Source organism: Zhongshania sp. (genome assembly GCF_041623545.1).
GTDB lineage: Bacteria > Pseudomonadota > Gammaproteobacteria > Pseudomonadales > Spongiibacteraceae > Spongiibacter.
The window spans coordinates 34,155-50,617 of record NZ_JBFJWS010000007.1; the positions used below are offsets into that span (position 1 = coordinate 34,155).

13 protein-coding genes are annotated in these 16,463 nt (G+C 50.9%); 8 read left to right on the top strand and 5 right to left on the bottom strand.

From position 1 onward, the window contains the following. The first annotated feature begins 104 nt into the window (after positions 1-104). Positions 105-812, top strand: a complete 708-nt coding sequence (gene sfsA, locus ABYT30_RS02240; RefSeq protein WP_373095087.1) for a DNA/RNA nuclease SfsA — start codon at positions 105-107, stop codon at positions 810-812. 2 nt (positions 813-814) lie between these two features. Here the strand turns inward: sfsA and ABYT30_RS02245 are convergent, their stop codons facing one another. Together ABYT30_RS02245 and ABYT30_RS02250 are read right to left on the bottom strand one after the other, a co-directional pair. Then, on the bottom strand, positions 815-1,132 hold the full coding sequence (locus tag ABYT30_RS02245; RefSeq protein WP_373095114.1) for a Rieske (2Fe-2S) protein: 318 nt from the start codon (positions 1,130-1,132) through the stop codon (positions 815-817). 83 nt (positions 1,133-1,215) lie between these two features. Then, positions 1,216-2,259 carry a patatin-like phospholipase family protein gene (locus ABYT30_RS02250; protein ID WP_373095090.1) on the bottom strand — a complete coding sequence of 348 codons (1,044 nt, stop codon included), beginning with the start codon at positions 2,257-2,259 and terminating at the stop codon, positions 1,216-1,218. A 94-nt stretch (positions 2,260-2,353) separates the two neighbouring features. On the opposite strand from ABYT30_RS02250, the gene ABYT30_RS02255 reads away from it, so the two are divergent. The 3 genes from ABYT30_RS02255 (at position 2,354) to ABYT30_RS02265 (ending at position 4,449) form a co-directional block, all read left to right on the top strand. Continuing rightward, positions 2,354-3,088, top strand: a complete 735-nt coding sequence (locus ABYT30_RS02255; RefSeq protein WP_373095093.1) for a M15 family metallopeptidase — start codon at positions 2,354-2,356, stop codon at positions 3,086-3,088. A 3-nt stretch (positions 3,089-3,091) separates the two neighbouring features. Further along, on the top strand, positions 3,092-3,883 hold the full coding sequence (cysE, locus tag ABYT30_RS02260) for a serine O-acetyltransferase (RefSeq protein WP_373095096.1): 792 nt from the start codon (positions 3,092-3,094) through the stop codon (positions 3,881-3,883). An 89-nt stretch (positions 3,884-3,972) separates the two neighbouring features. Next, entirely contained in the window at positions 3,973-4,449 is a 477-nt protein-coding gene (locus tag ABYT30_RS02265; protein ID WP_373095098.1) for a hypothetical protein, read from the top strand. A 193-nt stretch (positions 4,450-4,642) separates the two neighbouring features. Here the strand turns inward: ABYT30_RS02265 and ppa are convergent, their stop codons facing one another. The 3 genes from ppa to nirB form a co-directional block, all read right to left on the bottom strand. Continuing rightward, positions 4,643-5,170, bottom strand: a complete 528-nt coding sequence (gene ppa, locus ABYT30_RS02270) for an inorganic diphosphatase (protein ID WP_373084282.1) — start codon at positions 5,168-5,170, stop codon at positions 4,643-4,645. Positions 5,171-5,328: 158 nt separating this feature from the next. Beyond that, the gene (gene nirD / locus ABYT30_RS02275) at positions 5,329-5,646 is read right to left on the bottom strand and encodes a nitrite reductase small subunit NirD (protein ID WP_373084279.1); all 318 of its coding nucleotides are present in this window, start codon (positions 5,644-5,646) and stop codon (positions 5,329-5,331) included. Positions 5,647-5,715: 69 nt separating this feature from the next. Beyond that, positions 5,716-8,268 (bottom strand): nitrite reductase large subunit NirB, encoded by a 2,553-nt coding sequence (nirB, locus tag ABYT30_RS02280; protein ID WP_373095101.1) that lies wholly within the window; start codon positions 8,266-8,268, stop codon positions 5,716-5,718. Positions 8,269-8,683: 415 nt separating this feature from the next. On the opposite strand from nirB, the gene ABYT30_RS02285 reads away from it, so the two are divergent. The 4 genes from ABYT30_RS02285 to ABYT30_RS02300 all read left to right on the top strand — a co-directional run. After that, a complete protein-coding gene (locus ABYT30_RS02285) occupies positions 8,684-10,156 on the top strand; it encodes a NarK family nitrate/nitrite MFS transporter (RefSeq protein ID WP_373095103.1) in 1,473 nt (490 codons plus the stop codon). 53 nt (positions 10,157-10,209) lie between these two features. After that, positions 10,210-11,928 carry a protein kinase gene (locus ABYT30_RS02290; RefSeq protein WP_373083657.1) on the top strand — a complete coding sequence of 573 codons (1,719 nt, stop codon included), beginning with the start codon at positions 10,210-10,212 and terminating at the stop codon, positions 11,926-11,928. 362 nt (positions 11,929-12,290) lie between these two features. Next, positions 12,291-14,132, top strand: a complete 1,842-nt coding sequence (locus tag ABYT30_RS02295) for a hypothetical protein (RefSeq protein ID WP_373095106.1) — start codon at positions 12,291-12,293, stop codon at positions 14,130-14,132. Beyond that, positions 14,132-16,463, top strand: a 2,332-nt coding sequence (locus ABYT30_RS02300; RefSeq protein ID WP_373095108.1) for a tetratricopeptide repeat protein, incomplete at its 3' end; no start/stop codon positions are given. The genes ABYT30_RS02295 and ABYT30_RS02300, both read left to right, overlap by 1 nt.

Consider the following 16,463-nt stretch of genomic DNA (forward strand, 5'->3'; position numbering starts at 1 on the left):
ATGTCTGTGGATCTACGATAACATGTTTGGCGAGCTTGCTGGACCTTGGCCGTTGTTAACCCGGCCAAGATAAAATCTATCGGAAATTAAAAAAGGGTATATGGGTGCAGTGGCAGGGTGAGTTGCAGGGGGGGTATTTGCTTAGGCGCTATAAGCGTTTTTTAGCCGATGTGGTCTTGGATAGTGGCGAGGAAGTCACCGTGCATTGCCCAAATACTGGGGCGATGACAGGTTGTGCCGAGCCTGGTAGTCGGGTGTGGTTGTCGGTGAGCGCGAACCCTAAGCGCAAATACAGTATGACTTGGGAGCTGGTCGAAACCGCTAGTGGCGAGGCGGTGTGTATTCATTCTGCTTTAGCGAATGGATTGGTAGACGAGGCGCTGCAAGCCGGGCAAATTTCGGAATTAGCGGGCTACCCGAATTGGCAGCGCGAAAAAAAGCTCGCCTCGGCTAGTCGTATAGATTTTTATGCGCCGGCGGCCAATGGTCTACCGGAGTGCTATGTCGAGGTGAAGTCAGTGACCTTGGACTGCGGCGGCGGCCGCGGTGCGTTTCCCGATGCAGTGAGTAAGCGAGCGAGCAGGCATATTGTCGACTTGTGTGAGCTGCGGGAGCAGGGCGCCCGAGTGGTGTTGTTATTCGCGGTACTGCATGTGGGAATTCAGCGCGTGACACCCGCCGCACATATTGACCCCGTTTACGCGACGACCTTAAGCGCTGCAGTGGACGTAGGCTTGGAGCTTATTGCTTATAAAGCTGATATTAGCCTTGATGGCATGGTGCTCGGCGGGTCTCTGCCGGTGTGTTTATAGCGTTAATCGCACAGGGTGATCATGCCGTTGTCGATTTGGAATGGGACGGCTTCCAATTCCTTGCCCATACAAGGCCCCGCAACGCAATGGCCATTTTCGATGATAAATAATGCACCGTGGGTTGAGCACTGGATCAGTGAGTCATCGTAATCTAGAAATTGATTTTCCTGCCAATTGAGCTCAATGCCAAGGTGCGGGCAGCTATTGCGATATAGATAAATTTCTCCGCGTAGGCGAACAGCAAAGAGGCTTTGTTCGGCAGATTTGAAACCCTTTGAGCCGGGGTCAGGAATCTCGTTTATATGACAAAGTGTGCGCATAAATTGGATTTTCAAGTTTGGCAGTCGGTCGAGCCATAATGGCTCTGACCGATGTGGATTGAGAGGAGGTTGCCAGCAAAAGTTTAATGGCCGGGTTCAATCAGGCGGTCATCGCCTTCGCTTTTAAAAGCGTGGCGAATGGCTGGTAGCATTCGGTCGACAGAGTCGCGGCCTTCCTGAATCGCTTCAGCGGCGCAGCTAAACTCCATTAAACCAATATGCCCGAGTCGCGGCCACAGCATGATGTCGGCGGGTTCACCGGCAAGTCGACTGCGGGTAATACGATCCTGCATAATATTTATGGCGCTCATCATGACCGCGATGGTGCCCGGCGGCTCGGCTTTTTTGTCGTCTTCACTGCCCCGGAAATTGCTGGCGGCTTCTTTAACGGACGCGGCAAAACGGCTAAAAGCGGCGCCTAAGAAGGGATCTTGGCCATCTTCCTCGTCGCCATCGTTATCTTCAAAGGTGGGCTGCTCTTCTTCAGCCTCTTCCTCTTCAGTGATTTCTTCTACGTTGGTCGCTTTGGCATTGCTAATCACTTTTTGGCGCCCGACGAGGTCGCTATTTAGATCGACGCCGATAATGATGTCGGCGCCGAGAGCGCGACATACGGATACCGGCACGGGGTTTACAAGACCACCGTCGACTAGCCAGGAGTTACGAAAGGGTACTGGGGTCAGTATGCCGGGGATAGCCATAGAGGCGCGCACCGCGTCCCAAAGCGGGCCGCGTTGTAACCAAACTTCTCTGCCGCGTACCAAATCGGTGGCAACGGCGGCGAAGGGTTGGTCTAAATCTTCAATATTGGGATTGCCGTACTCTCGTGCAAAAAAGTCGATGAGTCGCGTTGCATGGGCGACGCCGCCCGTGGCGCCGAGGCTGACACTCATATAGTGGAGAACTTGCGTCGTACTTAGGGATTGAATCCAATGCTCAAAATGGTCGAGTTTTCCGGTGAGAAAACAGGCCGCGATAATCGAGCCTACTGAGGTGCCGCAGAGAATGTCTGGGCGGATACCTAGCTCCTCAAGGCGTTGGATAACCCCGATATGGGCCATGCCCCGGGCCGAACCACTGCCGAGGGCTAAGCCAATTTTTTTTACATGTCCATAGGACTCGTTCACGTATTCTTACTCCAGAATTTCAAGTCGGTGCATTTGCCGGTAGTATGATGCCATGAAGCTTCAATACCTTAAACCGCGCGAATAGTATGCACCCATGAAGGATCCAACAGTAAGTGCCGATTTGGTTTTAGGGCGTGAGGAATCCGCAAATGTACTGTTTTGCGGTGTTCCTGTGCATCGGGCCATTATCGCACCGTTAACAGCGCTGCAAGCCGACGCAGCCAAAGCGGGTTTTGATTTGCGCTTAGTCAGTGGCTATCGCAGTTTTGACCGCCAATTGGCAATTTGGAATGCCAAGGCGCAGGGCAAACGCGCGGTGTTAGACAGTGCTGGGCATACCCTCGACATTAGTACGCTTTCAGAGTCTGAGCTGATCAATGCCATTATGCGGTGGTCGGCACTGCCTGGTGCGTCACGACATCATTGGGGTAGCGATATCGATATCTACGATGCGGCGGCAGTTACTGCCGACTACGTCGTGCAGTTAACCCCTGATGAAGTGGCTGATACCGGTGTTTTTGGTCCCTTGCATCTGTGGTTGGATCAGCAGTTTGCGAGTGGTGGTGGTCATGGTTTTTTTCGGCCATATGCTGTGGATCGCGGCGGTATTGCGCCCGAGCGCTGGCACTTAAGTTACGCCCCCTTAGCTGCAAAGTGTGATGCAGTGATTAGCGAAAATTTATTGCGCGAGATATTAAGTAACGTAGAAAATTTGTGTTTGCGAAAAGGTATTCTGGACGAGTTAGATAAACTTTATTCTCGTTATGTGGCCGTGCCACCTTCGTGCTACCCCGAACCGATATTTACCGATTTAATAAACAAGGCTTAAGGAATGAATGCAGCAGTAGATGATCTGTGGCTTGCCATGACAAGCGAGGCCCGGGATTACGGACAGAATGAGCCGGTGCTGGCCAGCTTTTATCACGCGAGTATTTTAAATCACGCCAGTTTTGCCGATGCACTGAGTTTTCATATCGCCTCTAAGCTGGGCTGCGATTCCGTTCCGGCGATGTTAATTCGCGATGTGTTCAGTGAGGCCTTTATTAGCGACCCGACAATCGTTAGTTCTGCGGCGATGGATATTCGCGCCCATTATGATCGCGATCCCGCATGTGATCATTACGGAATGCCGTTTTTATATTTCAAAGGCTTTCAGGCGATTCAAGCCTACCGTATTGCCCATTGGTTGTGGGCGCAAAAACGTGAGTCACTGGCATTGTTTTTGCAAAATCGCATAGCCAGTGTTTTCGATGTGGATATTCACCCAGCGGCGGTAATTGGTTGTGGAGTGATGGTGGACCACGCGACGGGCTTGGTAATTGGTGAAACAGCGGTAGTTGGAAACAATGTGTCTATGTTGCACTCCGTGACCTTAGGTGGCTGTGGAAGTGGACCAGGGCCGCGGCATCCGCATATTCATGATGGCGTATTAATCAGTGCCGGAGCCAAGGTGCTTGGTAATATTATTGTTGGTGAAGGCGCAAAAATTGCTGCAGGTAGCGTGGTGTTAAGTAGTGTGGCGCCACACGCTACCGTAGCGGGGGTACCGGCAAAACAGGTTGGGGTATTGTCTGTTGATTTACCGGCATTAAACATGGATCAGAATATCAGCGACGAGGCCTAATGAGGCTAGTTATTTCGCCCAGTATTCTTAGATTACATCTGTTATATTGTGGGTTGTAGAGGTCCCATAAATTTAAAAGGGAGGTGCTTGTGAGCGTTAAACTATTAGATAATAAGGCGTTTTACGGCTATCGGGTGCGCCGTACAGTTGCGGGGAAGTTGTATCAGGAATATTTCTCGCTAAAAAACGGTGGTACTCGACTGGAAGGAAAGTTAAAGAGCGAGGTGGAAAAACAGGCAAAGGCGCGAGATGCAGTTCTTGAGGCTGAGCAGCGTCGTTATATTGAAGAGACGAAAGAAGATCGCTGTTTTAAAAGCGACGGTACGGTACGCGGGATTAGTTATTTATTAAAGACTGAAAAAAGCGGAAATTTAACGCCGATTTTTCAGGTTGGTGTCGCATCAAAAGTTGAGAAAAAAACCGTATGTACCAGTTTCTCGCTTAATGCTCACGGCAGTGATGATGCTTGGCATAAAGCGGTTGAAGCTTATTCCAAACACAAATCGATTCATAAAAACTCGAAGTTATATCAGCGCTTATTGAAGGCCATGCCCGAAGTGGGCTGATTGATGGCGTTCTTTTGCATAGTGCGTGATGCACAAAAACGGGGCCTTGAGTCCCTTTTTTTTGCCTTTAAAAACGCGAGGGGCGCTGTGCTAGTTGGTGTCTCTGGCGGGCGGGGTTAAGGCGTGAATTTCGTGATGATATTTGATTGGCTGGAGAGATGTTGCGGGGCCGCAATTGGCCCCGCTGCAGAACTTAGCCTTTGTAGGCCGCTGCCGCTTTCATGACTTCAGCGCGAGCTTCTTCACTGCCAGCCCAGCCGTCGATTTTTACCCATTTTCCTTTCTCAAGATCTTTGTAATTTTCAAAGAAATGTTCAATCTGTTGAATAAGCAGAGCAGGAAGATCTGAAGGCTCTTTCACGTCTTTGTAGAGCACGGTGAGTTTGTCGTGGGGAACAGCTAACAGCTTGGCGTCTTTACCCGCTTCGTCACTCATGTTGAGAATGCCGATAGGGCGGGCGCGAATAACTGAGCCGGGGACAACGGGGTAGGGAGTAACAACCAATACATCCAGGGCGTCGCCGTCTTCTGACAAGGTGTTGGGAATATAGCCGTAGTTCGCAGGGTAGAACATAGGGGTGGCCATGAAGCGGTCAACCATCAGCGCGTCGTAGTCTTTGTCGATTTCATATTTGATGGGGCTGCTATTGGCAGGGATTTCAATGGCAACGAAGATATCGTTAGGCAGGTCTTTACCGGCCGGAATTTGTGTGTAGCTCATGACGGGCTTCCATTTTGGTTTGTGGTTGGGGTTAAAATCTGCGCCGATTATAAACTGTGTAGGATTTTATTGCCAAAGCTGGAAAAAGGTCGGCTACTACTGAGGTAACAGCCGACGAGGGGGGAGACTAGCTGTTTGCGGTGAGCTCAGCGACTTAGCTATACCTGGATTTGAACCAACTCACCTTCGGTGCGAGCTTGATAGCAGGGAATGGACACTGTTTCGTCCTCCAAGCAATTGCCAGCCTCAAGACTGAAGTGCTGCTTATAGATTGGCGATGCCACGACTAAGGTGCCTTTTACGCTGCCGACGATACCGCGTGACAAGACGTTGGCGTTGCTAAAGGGGTCTTTGTTAGCGAGGGCGTAGACTTTATCTTCAACCCGAAAAATGGCTACTTGGGTTTCGTCGATCAATGCAGCTACGCCGGCGTTAGGCAATATGTCGTCAAGGCGGCAAACGGTGGTCCAAGACATGGTGTGTTCCTCGTGTAAAACGGTTTGAATCACTGGGTTATGCACGCAGTGATTCTCAGGTTGTATGGTTTAGGCTACGGCGATTAAATCGTCGGCATTCGTCATTTTCTCAGCGTCTGTGGCTGGACGAATTTGGCCGCGCTCCTGAATGAAGACGATTTCCTTGTCAGCTTTATCGGCGTTCACAAAACTACGGAATTGTTTTACCTTCTCAGGGTTTTCAACGGTGGTTTTCCACTCACACTGGTAAGTGTCAACGACATGTTCCATTTCAGCTTCGAGTTCGGCGCAGATGCCGAGAGAATCATCAATAATTACTTTGCGTAGGTAATCGAGACCGCCTTCGAGATTCTCCATCCATACCGAGGTACGCTGTAGACGATCTGCGGTGCGCACATAAAACATGAGGAAGCGGTCGATGTATTTGATCATGGTGTCGGTGTCGATGTCTGATGCAAACAAATCGGCATGGCGCGGCTTCATGCCGCCGTTACCACACAGGTACAGATTCCAGCCTTTCTCTGTAGCGATAACACCGACATCTTTGCTCTGGGCCTCGGCACATTCCCGAGTACAGCCAGACACGGCCATTTTAAGCTTGTGTGGCGAGCGCAGCCCCTTGTAGCGGTTTTCTAAATCGATGGCTTGGCCAACACTATTTTGTACACCATAGCGACACCAGGTTGAGCCAACGCAGGATTTTACCGTGCGCAGCGATTTGCCATAGGCGTGGCCAGACTCAAAGCCGGCGGCGATCAACTCTTCCCAAATGGGCGGCAACTGATCGAGGGTGGCGCCGAATAAGTCCACGCGCTGGCCGCCAGTGATTTTGGTATAGAGATTGTATTTTTTGGCGACTTGGCCGACCGCGATCAGACCGTCGGGGGTGACTTCGCCACCCGCCATGCGCGGAACAACCGAGTAGGTGCCGTTTTTCTGCATATTGGCCAAGTAGCGATCATTGGTGTCTTGCAGGCCGGCGAGCTTGGGTTCAAGAATATAGTCGTTCCAGCAGGACGCTAAAATCGACGCTGCGGTCGGTTTGCAAATTTCACAACCGTGGCCGCTGCCGTGTTTTTCCAATAGCTCGTCAAAGGATTTAATTTGCCCAACCTTAACCAAGTGGAATATTTCTTGGCGGGTGTAAGGGAAATGTTCGCAAAGGTCGGTGTTGACCTCTACGCCCATTTTGGTCAGTTCCGCATTCAATACTTGGCCGACTAGCGCGGTACAACCGCCGCAGGTCGTGGCGGCCTTGGTGCAGGCCTTTAGATCGCCAACGGTCATAGCGCCGCCTTGCACTGCGGCGCATAAATCGCCCTTGCTGACGTTGTTGCAAGAACAGATTTGCGCGACATCGGGGAGGGCGTCAACACCTAGACCAACACCGGCGCTGCCATCTAAGCTCGGCAGAATCATGCTCTCTGGCTGCTCGGGCAGGGTAATTTTGTTCAGGGCAAACTGGAGCAGGGTGCCGTAATCATTCGCTTCGCCTATCAGTACGGAGCCCAATAAGTGCTGGCCGTCGCCGCTGACCACAATCTTTTTATAGACCTCGGCTTTTTCGTCTATAAAGGTGTAGCTCTTGGCGCCGGGGGTGCTGGCATGCGCATCGCCAATCGAGGCAACATCAACACCCATTAGCTTGAGCTTAGTGCTCATGTCGGCACCGGTGAATGCCTTCTCTTCTATGCCGCCCAGCACGTGGTCGGCGGCAACCCGGGCCATATCCCAGCCCGGCGCAATCAAACCGTAAATGCGACCGCCCCACAGGGCGCATTCGCCAATAGCGTAAATCGCTGGGTCTGAGGTTAAGCAGCTGTTGTCGATGACGATACCGCCGCGCTCGCCTACTTCAAGTTCGCACTGTCTGGCGAGCGCGTCTTGGGGGCGAATACCGGCAGAGAAAACCAAAATATCAGTTTCAAGCTCCGCACCATCGGCAAATTGCAGTTTGTGAACGCAGTCCTCACCGTCGATGATCTGCTGGGTGTTTTTCTGCGTGTGTACGGATACGCCCAAATCCTCTATTTTGCGGCGAAGCAGTGCGCCGCCACCTTCGTCAACCTGCACTGCCATAAGACGCGGAGCAAATTCAATAACGTGGGTCTTTAAGCCTAAATCCATTATCGCCTTAGCGGCTTCAAGGCCGAGTAAGCCACCGCCAACCACGGCGCCGACTTTGGCGTTGGCCGCTGCAGCGGTAATGGCCTCTAAATCTTCGATAGTTCGGTAAACAAAGCAGTTTTTGCGATCGTGGCCCGGTACCGGCGGCACAAAGGGGAAAGAGCCCGTGGCCAGTATCAACTTATCGTAGGCATACTGTTCGCCCTTGTCGGTGCTGACGGTTTGCGCGGCGCGATCGATGGCGATGACTTTTTCATGAGTCAGCGCGGTAATACTGTTTTCGCTGTAAAAGCCTTCTTTAACCATATTCAGTGAGGCGGCTTCACGGGTTTCAAACCAGGCGGTAAGGTGAACCCGGTCATAGGCTGGGCGCGGCTCTTCACCAATAACCGTGATGTCGAATTGTCCGCCTTGGCCACTTTCAATAATCGACTCAATAAATTGGTGGCCAACAGGTCCATTACCAATAATAAGCAGGCGTTGTTTGTCTGTCATGGTTACTTCCTTAAATGCGTTGCGCGGTGGCTAGCGTCGGCGGCCGGTGCTGCAGATGGATATTGCATTAAAGAAAAGCAAAAGCTGTGCCACAGTTTGGATCGCACGTTAACGCTATGATTTGTAAGAAGTATTTTTTGAAGCTGCGCCTTGTTGGGGCGGTTTTTTGCGCAGAGAAGCCGGGCTTGCGGAATTTGCTGGGGCGCTGCGCGCCAATATGGTGCGCTTGTTTGCGCCTGATTCGTATTGTTAGGTGCTTCAAAATAATGCAATTAATTAGTTTGATTACTTAAAAATAAAAAATAATTGTTTTAAAACAAGCGGTTAGTGTTTTTGTTCCAGAGCGGTGCGGGTCTTTGGCACAGGCCTTGCTGTTCCATGGCAATACTTTTAAATGGCCATTATGGAGCTGTTAATGTCTTCCTCAACTTTAAATGTGCTTGACCTCAAGCAAGAAAAAATTCGATTGCTTCACCTTAGTTGGTTTGCTTTTTTCCTAAGTTTCGTCGTGTGGTTTAATTTTGCGCCGATGTTGTCGTCAATCAAAGAAGCCTTTGATCTGACCAGCCAACAGGTAAAAGCCTTAATGATTTTGAATGTCGCGTTGACGATACCGGCGCGGGTTATCGTTGGTATGTTGGTGGATCGTTTTGGTCCTCGTATTGTGTACAGCGCCTTATTGGTGACCGGCGGAATGATGTGTGTGGCATTTGCGTTTGCTAATAGCTACGAAACAATTGCCTTGCTGCGTTTTTTAATGGGCTTCATCGGTGCTGGTTTTGTTATTGGTATTCGCTTGGTTGGTGAGTGGTTCCCGGCTCGTCAAGTAGGTTTGGCGGAAGGCGTATACGGCGGTTGGGGAAACTTTGGTTCTTCGGCAGCGGCAATGATCCTGCCTAGCTTGGCACTGTATTTCGGTGGTCCAGACGGCTGGCGTTATGCCATTGCCATGACCGGCGTGATGGCGTCAGTCTACGGCGTGTTTTTCTACTGGCGTGCGCGCAATACGCCCAAAGGCTCTACGTATTTTAAACCGAAGAAGTCCGGTGGTTTAGTGGTGAGTAGTAAGCGCGACCTCGTGTTTTACATTGCCATGTGTGTACCTATGTATCTCGCTTTGGCGACATTAACGTGGAAGTTGTCACCGGTTAATCTCGGCTTGCTAAATGGCGCGGCGGCAACGGCCTTGTATGTTGTTTTAGTGGTGCTTTTTATTTTTCAAGTTAGTCAAATAATCCGAGTCAATAGCGATGTCTTAAACAATGTCGATATTCCAGAAATGCAGCGTTACAAGTTTAAGCAAGTAGCAATTCTCAATGTCGCTTACTTCGTTACCTTTGGTTCTGAGTTGGCGGTAGTGTCTATGCTGCCTCTGTTCTTTATGGAAACCTTTGACTTAAGTGCAGTGACCGCGGGCATGTTGGCGGCGGGCTTTGCATTTATGAACTTAGTGGCGCGTCCCGGTGGCGGTTACTTGTCTGATAGGTTTGGACGTCGTAAATCGCTTTCTATCTTGGTGTCCGGCTTGGCTGTAGGCTATTTGGTGCTGAGCAATATTGACTCTACTTGGACTATTTGGGTTGCGGTTGTTGCCACCATGTGTTGTTCGTTCTTTGTGCAGGCTGGTGAGGGCGCCGTGTTTGCAATCGTGCCCTTGGTTAAACGCAGTATGACAGGCCAAATTGCGGGTATGACCGGCGCCTATGGCAACGTTGGTGCAGTAATCTTTTTGACGGTGTTGTCATTTGTGAGCGCTTCCCAGTTCTTCTTGGTGATTGCTGCTTGTGCGGGCGTGGTGTTCATTGCCGTGCAGTTTATGGAAGAGCCCCAGGGACACACTGCTGAATTAAACGAAGACGGTAGTGTCGCGCTGATCGAAGTAAGTTAAAGTGCAGAGAATGTTTAGAGATATGGCTGCGATGTATACCTTGGGAAGTTTTAATGCACTTTGATGGTGGATTGAAGTTGGCGATTGCCCAGCGCAGCAGCGCTGGGCAAAAGTCCGTTAACGAAGACAGTTTGGGTATTTGCGTTCCCAAAGACGAGCAGTTAACAACCAAGGGCGCAGTGGCTGTGATTGCCGATGGCGTATCAGCAGCAGAAGCCGGTAAAGAGGCGGCGGAAACTTGTGTGACCGGATTTTTGAGCGATTATTTTTCAACTCCGGACTCTTGGTCGGTAAAGCGTTCTGCCCAACAAGTACTGAATGCCTTAAATCGTTGGCTATATGGTCAAGGGCAAAGTTATTTACAGGCAGAGAAAGGTTATGTCTCAACTTTAAGTATTGCGGTCTTTAAGTCGCAAACTGCGCATTTATTTCACGTTGGCGATAGCCGCATTTATCGATTGCGCGATGGTTGCCTCGAGCAATTAACCCGCGATCATGCCATGCCGATTAGTAGGGGGAAATCGTACTTGACCCGCGCTATGGGCTTGGATATCAATTTGGATGTCGACTACCGCGCCGCCGATGTCGCATTGGCGGATATTTTTCTGTTGAGCACCGATGGCATTCACGATGTGCTTAATAGCAACCGCTTGCAGGCAATTATCAGTGAGGCTGGCGACGATCTGGAACTGGCATGTCAGCGCATGATAGACGAGGCGCTGGCAGCGGGTAGTGACGACAATCTCAGTTGTCAGCTGCTGCGGATAGATGCCTTGCCGCTTGAAGACGCGGGCGATGTGTATCGCAAATTAACGGCTTTGCCGTTTCCCCCACCGCTCTCCGTGGGGATGGTGGTGGATGGGTTGGTAATTGAAGAAGAGATTCACGCTAGCCCTCGCAGTCAGTTATACAAGGTGTATGACGCCACTGCAGATCGTCATTACGCCATGAAAACCCCGTCGGCGAACTACAATGATGACCCTGCTTACATAGAGCGATTTATTTTAGAAAGCTGGGTGGGGCGGCGTATTCAAAGCGAAAATGTTATCGAGGTTGTTGATCCACCGGTTCCGCCAAGTTGCCTGTATTATTTGTCGACGTTTGTGCCGGGCGTAACGCTTGGGCAGTGGATGCGGGCACATCCGCAGCCATCGACTCAGCAAATGTTAGATATTATTTTGCCTGCGGCCAAGGGTTTGCAGGCGATGCACCGGCGGGACACTATTCATCAGGATATTAAGCCCGACAATATATTGGTGGGAGATACTGGTCAGGTAAAGATCATCGATTTCGGATCTTGTTTTGTTGCGGGTCTGGCGGAAATAGCGGTACCGATAACGCGAGACCGTGTGTTAGGCACAGCCCAATACTCGGCGCCGGAACATGTGCTAGGACGCCGTCCGGGAACCCGTGCCGATCAATTTTCGCTGGCGGCGGTTGTTTTTGAAATGCTAACGGCCCATAAACCCTATCAAGGACGTTTAGAAAGTTGCACCACTACGGCTGCATTTACTCGTCTCGAGTACATTTCTGCTAGCCATTACAACCCGCATGTACCGTTGTGGTTAGATGCCGCACTAAATCGGGCCTTAAGTATTAGCCCCGAACTTCGTTATAACGATATAGCGGAGTTTGTCCACGATCTACAGCACCCGAACCCAGCGTATAGCAAAGACAGTTTCCAGCCTTTGTTAAACCGTAATCCATTAATGGTTTGGCAGGGCGTTTCGTTTTTACTGCTCTTGGGGCTGATCTGGAGCTTGGCACACTAGTTCTTATTAGCTATCTGGAAATTTCCGCGGTGTACTCTCTTTGAGCTGTTGTGGTGCAAAACGAGAGGCTACGCCTATTTCTTTGTGTATAAAAGTAGTGCGTCAACGTCGTTTTTCTCGACAGTATACTTTTAACGTCACATGCCTATCTCATCTTTCACTGCATTTTTTGTGCTTTCGCAGCCGTACGCACCAATTATTTCTTCTAATGACTAAAGTAATCTGCTCATAAATTTTTAAAGTGCTTTCCGTTGGCGCGCCTTTTGCTGTCACTACCTTGAATGTATTTACTTATGTGGGAGTGCAGCGCCGCTTCGGCCTGCACTGATTACTGAAATGCGGAAATAAAAGCGGTGTAGTTTGTGACGATGCCATTACCAAGCTTTGTAAAGCGCGTACTTTGTGCTTGTTTAGTTCTGCTTCCCCTCGCGGCCGCCAGCGTGGAAGAGGCAGACCTAAAGACACAGGCATTAGACTTATACAGTGATATCAAAGCGACAGAAGAAGCTGCGTTTCAGGATACCCGCTCTGTTGCATTGTATTTTGGGAATCGTGAACCGGATTTAATCGTTCGGGCAATTCAAGTGACGGTGGATGGCCGCGAAGTTGCGCGCTATACCTATAGTGATTTGGAAATAGAATCCATCCGTAACGGCGGGATTCATCTTCTCGCTGATTTGCGGCTTCCGATTGGGCGCTATGCAATCGGTGTGAAGGCGACAGCCATGAGTGTTGAGGGCGGGCCACACGCCGAGCGTCTATACCCTTATATTGAAGAAACTTTTGCGCTCGAAAGAAATACCCAATGGGAATTGGCGCTGGTACACGACGCTTGGTTTAAATGGCAAAATAAAGCGGCAATAAAAGTACAAGAGCGCGGGATTAAAAATAGTGTTAGCGATTCGCTGCGCTTAAAGGCCATGTACTTTAATGCCGAGCGCCACCAAGCATTTGAAGCCTTGGCTGATGCCCTCGCTGTTCTCAAAGCCGGTGGTCGGGCGGATCAGTTTTCGCCGTCACTCACGCAGGCTCTAAATCGCAGTGCGTATGAGTTTGGTTTAGTGGATATCCCCGCCACCTTAAAGCCAGTGCTACATAACGACCAGGCCCGTCAAAGCCCTCAGATCAGTCCGGTGTATTCGCAATACAATGCAGGCGTTGAGTTGCTGAAACGGGGGGAGTGGGCTCAAGGTGTACAAACGCTCATGGCTCTGAGTGCTGGGGAGTACGTCGAATATGATGAATTGCTACTTCGGGATAAAATTAATTTAGCGCTTGGCTTTCACTTTTTAAAACAGGGTGATAGCGAGCTCTCCGCAAAATATTTTAGATTAGTAAGGCGCTTAAGTCCCTATGCCAATAAAGCATTAGTAGGTTTGGGCTGGGCCTTGCTAAGTCCCCGTCAGAACCGAGTTCCGGCCCCTGTTGATGCCTTGGGGGCGGCGGCGCCATCCACCGCTTATTTATGGTCCGGCTCAGAAGATGAAATAGCGTGGGCGCGACGACACACGCCGTTTAGACGGGCGTGGGCGGTCGCATCCGGAGGTAAGGCCGAAGATTTGCAGGCTGCCCTAGTGCCGTGGATGGAGTTAATGAATCGCGACCCCCTCGATCCCGCCGTGCAAGAAGGCCTACTAATTCTGCCCTACGCCATGTCGCATTGGGCGGGCCAGGCGCAGCGCGCCGACAGCTATTACGCCTTGGCAACGAGCCGCTTGGCGGAGGCGTTGCAGCGGCTGAATAGCGCAAGCGCTGATGTTCAACGCGGCGGCTTACGCAACGCGATTGATTTAGCTGACCAGCGCGAAAGCAGTGGCTGGAATATTTGGTTGTCGACTATTTATGATAGCAAGGATGGCTATTTGGATTTATTACTTGAGGGTTCGGCGTTTTACCGAGCGTTGCAGGATTATCGCCAAATCGCGCGTATTTACCATGTCCTTAGCGGCTATAAGGACAGCGCGGTAGTTGCCGCTAACGATGGCGCTTTGGGCGGAAAGCTTAGTGATTTATTGCCGCGCTTGGCACTAAATGTTGCTCGCAGTGCGGAAATTATTGATCGCATAGCGCTTGCGGAATTAAGTCGTCATCGTAAGCGGACTGAAACGTATTTGGCCGAAGCTAATTTTGCCTTGGCGCGGAACCACGAAAATGCTCGTCGTAGTTTGACCCGCGTGGTGTGGGATGGCGAGGAGCGGCAATAATGCATAGCGCTGTGCCTAAAAATCGATTTCAAGGTTTCGGAGCTGTCGTCTTGTTGGGTCTGTTGTCGGCTTGTCAGCATGGTGTGCTACCCGATAGCGAGACGCAGACTATTGGTGATTTACTTGAGCGCAATGGTCAGCGCCCAGATCGACTTATTATGGCGAAGTTGCCGCGGGCCACAGTTGATGATGTTGACGTGGCAAGTCAAAGGATTAAGGCAGCGGCGCTGAATCATTATCAGGCTGTTTTGGACTTGCATTCTGCGCCTGGTGTGCGCGCGGAGGCTATGCGTCGTTCTGCTGACTTGCGTATTGAAGCCGCTGCTCAAGGCTTGGAAGTGAATCAGTCCGAGGTCGCGCTAGCGCTTGGAATGTATCAAGACCTGCTGAGCGAATTTCCCGATTACCCAAATAAAGACCATGTTATATACCAGCTCGCACGGGCTTATGAGCTGTCTGGTCGTCCCGATCTAGCCATTGATACCCTTCGTGATCTAGCAAAGGATTTTCCGCAATCCAGCCGCGCCAATGATGCACTATTTCGCTCTGCCGAAATGCTCTATTTACGTAAGCGCTATAGCGAGGCGAGCAAGCAATACCGGCACTTACTTGAGCAGGATGCAACTACGCCATATTGGCATATGGCCCAATATAAATACGGTTGGAGCCAGTATCTGCTAAACCAAGCAGATACTGCTGCCGGTGCCTTTACCGCGATACTGATGCACTTGACGATTAACCGCGAAGTGGAAAGTGTAGAGCAATTATTAGCACTGGTGCCGACCACAAAAAGAGAACTCGTTCGCGACAGTTTGCGCGCTTTATGTTTAGCGTTAGCGGCAAAGCCCGAGGGCCACAAAATTAACAATTATTTTGCGGCGCTACCAAGCAATAAATTTTATCCGGTGGTGTACAGCAGTCTTGGTGAGTTGCTCCTTAGTAAACAGCGTTATACCGATGCCGCCAGTGTATATGCGGATTTTGCGAGCGCCTATCCGCAGCACGCCCTGGCAATGAGTTTCAGTGAAATGGCGATTGCGGCGTACCGAAATGGTGGTTTTACTGATGTCATGATTGCTGCTCAGGAGGCCTATATTGAGCGCTATGGCAATGACATCCTAGCGGTTGATACTGCGCCGCCACAGCACGATTTACTACGAGGGTATATGGTCGAGGTGTTGCGTTATCGGCATGCAGAAGCACAGGAAACTGCGGATCCGAACTTACGCCAGGCGCGCTTTGTCAGCGTGGCGGCGAGTTATCGGCGTATGCTTACCATGCTTCCGAATGACGCTGAATTTGCCAAGACGAGTATGCGTTATGCCGACGCATTATTTGACGCGGGAGAGTTAAATGCAGCGGGGGATCAATACAGTCTGGTCGCCTATGAGTTGAGTGATCACGATAATGCCGAAGACGCCGCATTAGCGGCCGTAAAAGCCTACCGCGCGTGGTTGGCCGTGGCGCCAGAGCGAGAGCGCGACGTCGCGCAGCAGGCGGTAATTGCCGCTAGCACCAAAATGGCGGCGGCCTTTCCCCTGCACCCCGAACGCAACCGCGTGCTATTGGCCAGCGCTGAAGATTTGTACATGTTAAAGCGCTACGAGGAGGCGATTGCAATTTCCCGTCCTTTGTTGGCAAGTGCTGATCGGCAAGAGTCACATTTAACGCGCAAGGCCTTAAGTATTACGGCTGACGCCTTCTTCGCGCAAAATAATTTTGCACAAGCTGAGCGCTATTACAGTCGGCTTATGGGCATGTTATCGGGGAAACAGGCGCTTCGTCTTATTGCCGCCGAGCGCTTATCCGTGTCGGTGTATCGTCTCGCTGAAGAAGCGCGGGCGAATGGCGATGGAGCTTTGGCGGCAAATCTGTTTTTACGCGCCGCTAAGTTGAGTCCTAAGTCGGAATTACAGGCCAACGCGAGTTTTGATGCGGCGGGGCAGTTCTATGCAATTGAAGATTGGCAGAGCACGGCAGATGTGTTGCAAAACTTTGCTAGCTCCTTTCCCCGCCATGCAATGGCGGCTGAAGGTGAAAAGCTATTAGCCGAGACATATCAAAAATTGGCGCAACCGGCATTGGCAGCGGCGGCTTACGCGCGTATCGCGCTGCGTAGTGTAGAGACGGTTGAAACCCGCCGCCACGCTAGTTATTTGGCGGCAAAACTTTATGGTCAAGCGGGACAGCTGGCGCGGGAGCGAACTGCGCTAGAAAACTATGTCAGTCACTTTCCAGAACCACTGCTGGAGGCTCAACAATTTCGTCAGCGCTTGAGCAATATAGCGGCCGCGCGTAGCGAAACGCAGTTGCGGTGGTTGAACGACATCG

Coding starts and splice junctions, on each gene's coding strand:
- ABYT30_RS02245 (WP_373095114.1), bottom strand. CDS start 1,132: ATGCGCACACTTTGTCATATAAACGAGATTCCTGACCCCGGCTCAAAG.
- ABYT30_RS02255 (WP_373095093.1), top strand. CDS start 2,354: ATGAAGGATCCAACAGTAAGTGCCGATTTGGTTTTAGGGCGTGAGGAA.
- cysE (WP_373095096.1), top strand. CDS start 3,092: ATGAATGCAGCAGTAGATGATCTGTGGCTTGCCATGACAAGCGAGGCC.
- ppa (WP_373084282.1), bottom strand. CDS start 5,170: ATGAGCTACACACAAATTCCGGCCGGTAAAGACCTGCCTAACGATATC.
- nirD (WP_373084279.1), bottom strand. CDS start 5,646: ATGTCTTGGACCACCGTTTGCCGCCTTGACGACATATTGCCTAACGCC.
- nirB (WP_373095101.1), bottom strand. CDS start 8,268: ATGACAGACAAACAACGCCTGCTTATTATTGGTAATGGACCTGTTGGC.
- ABYT30_RS02285 (WP_373095103.1), top strand. CDS start 8,684: ATGTCTTCCTCAACTTTAAATGTGCTTGACCTCAAGCAAGAAAAAATT.
- ABYT30_RS02290 (WP_373083657.1), top strand. CDS start 10,210: ATGCACTTTGATGGTGGATTGAAGTTGGCGATTGCCCAGCGCAGCAGC.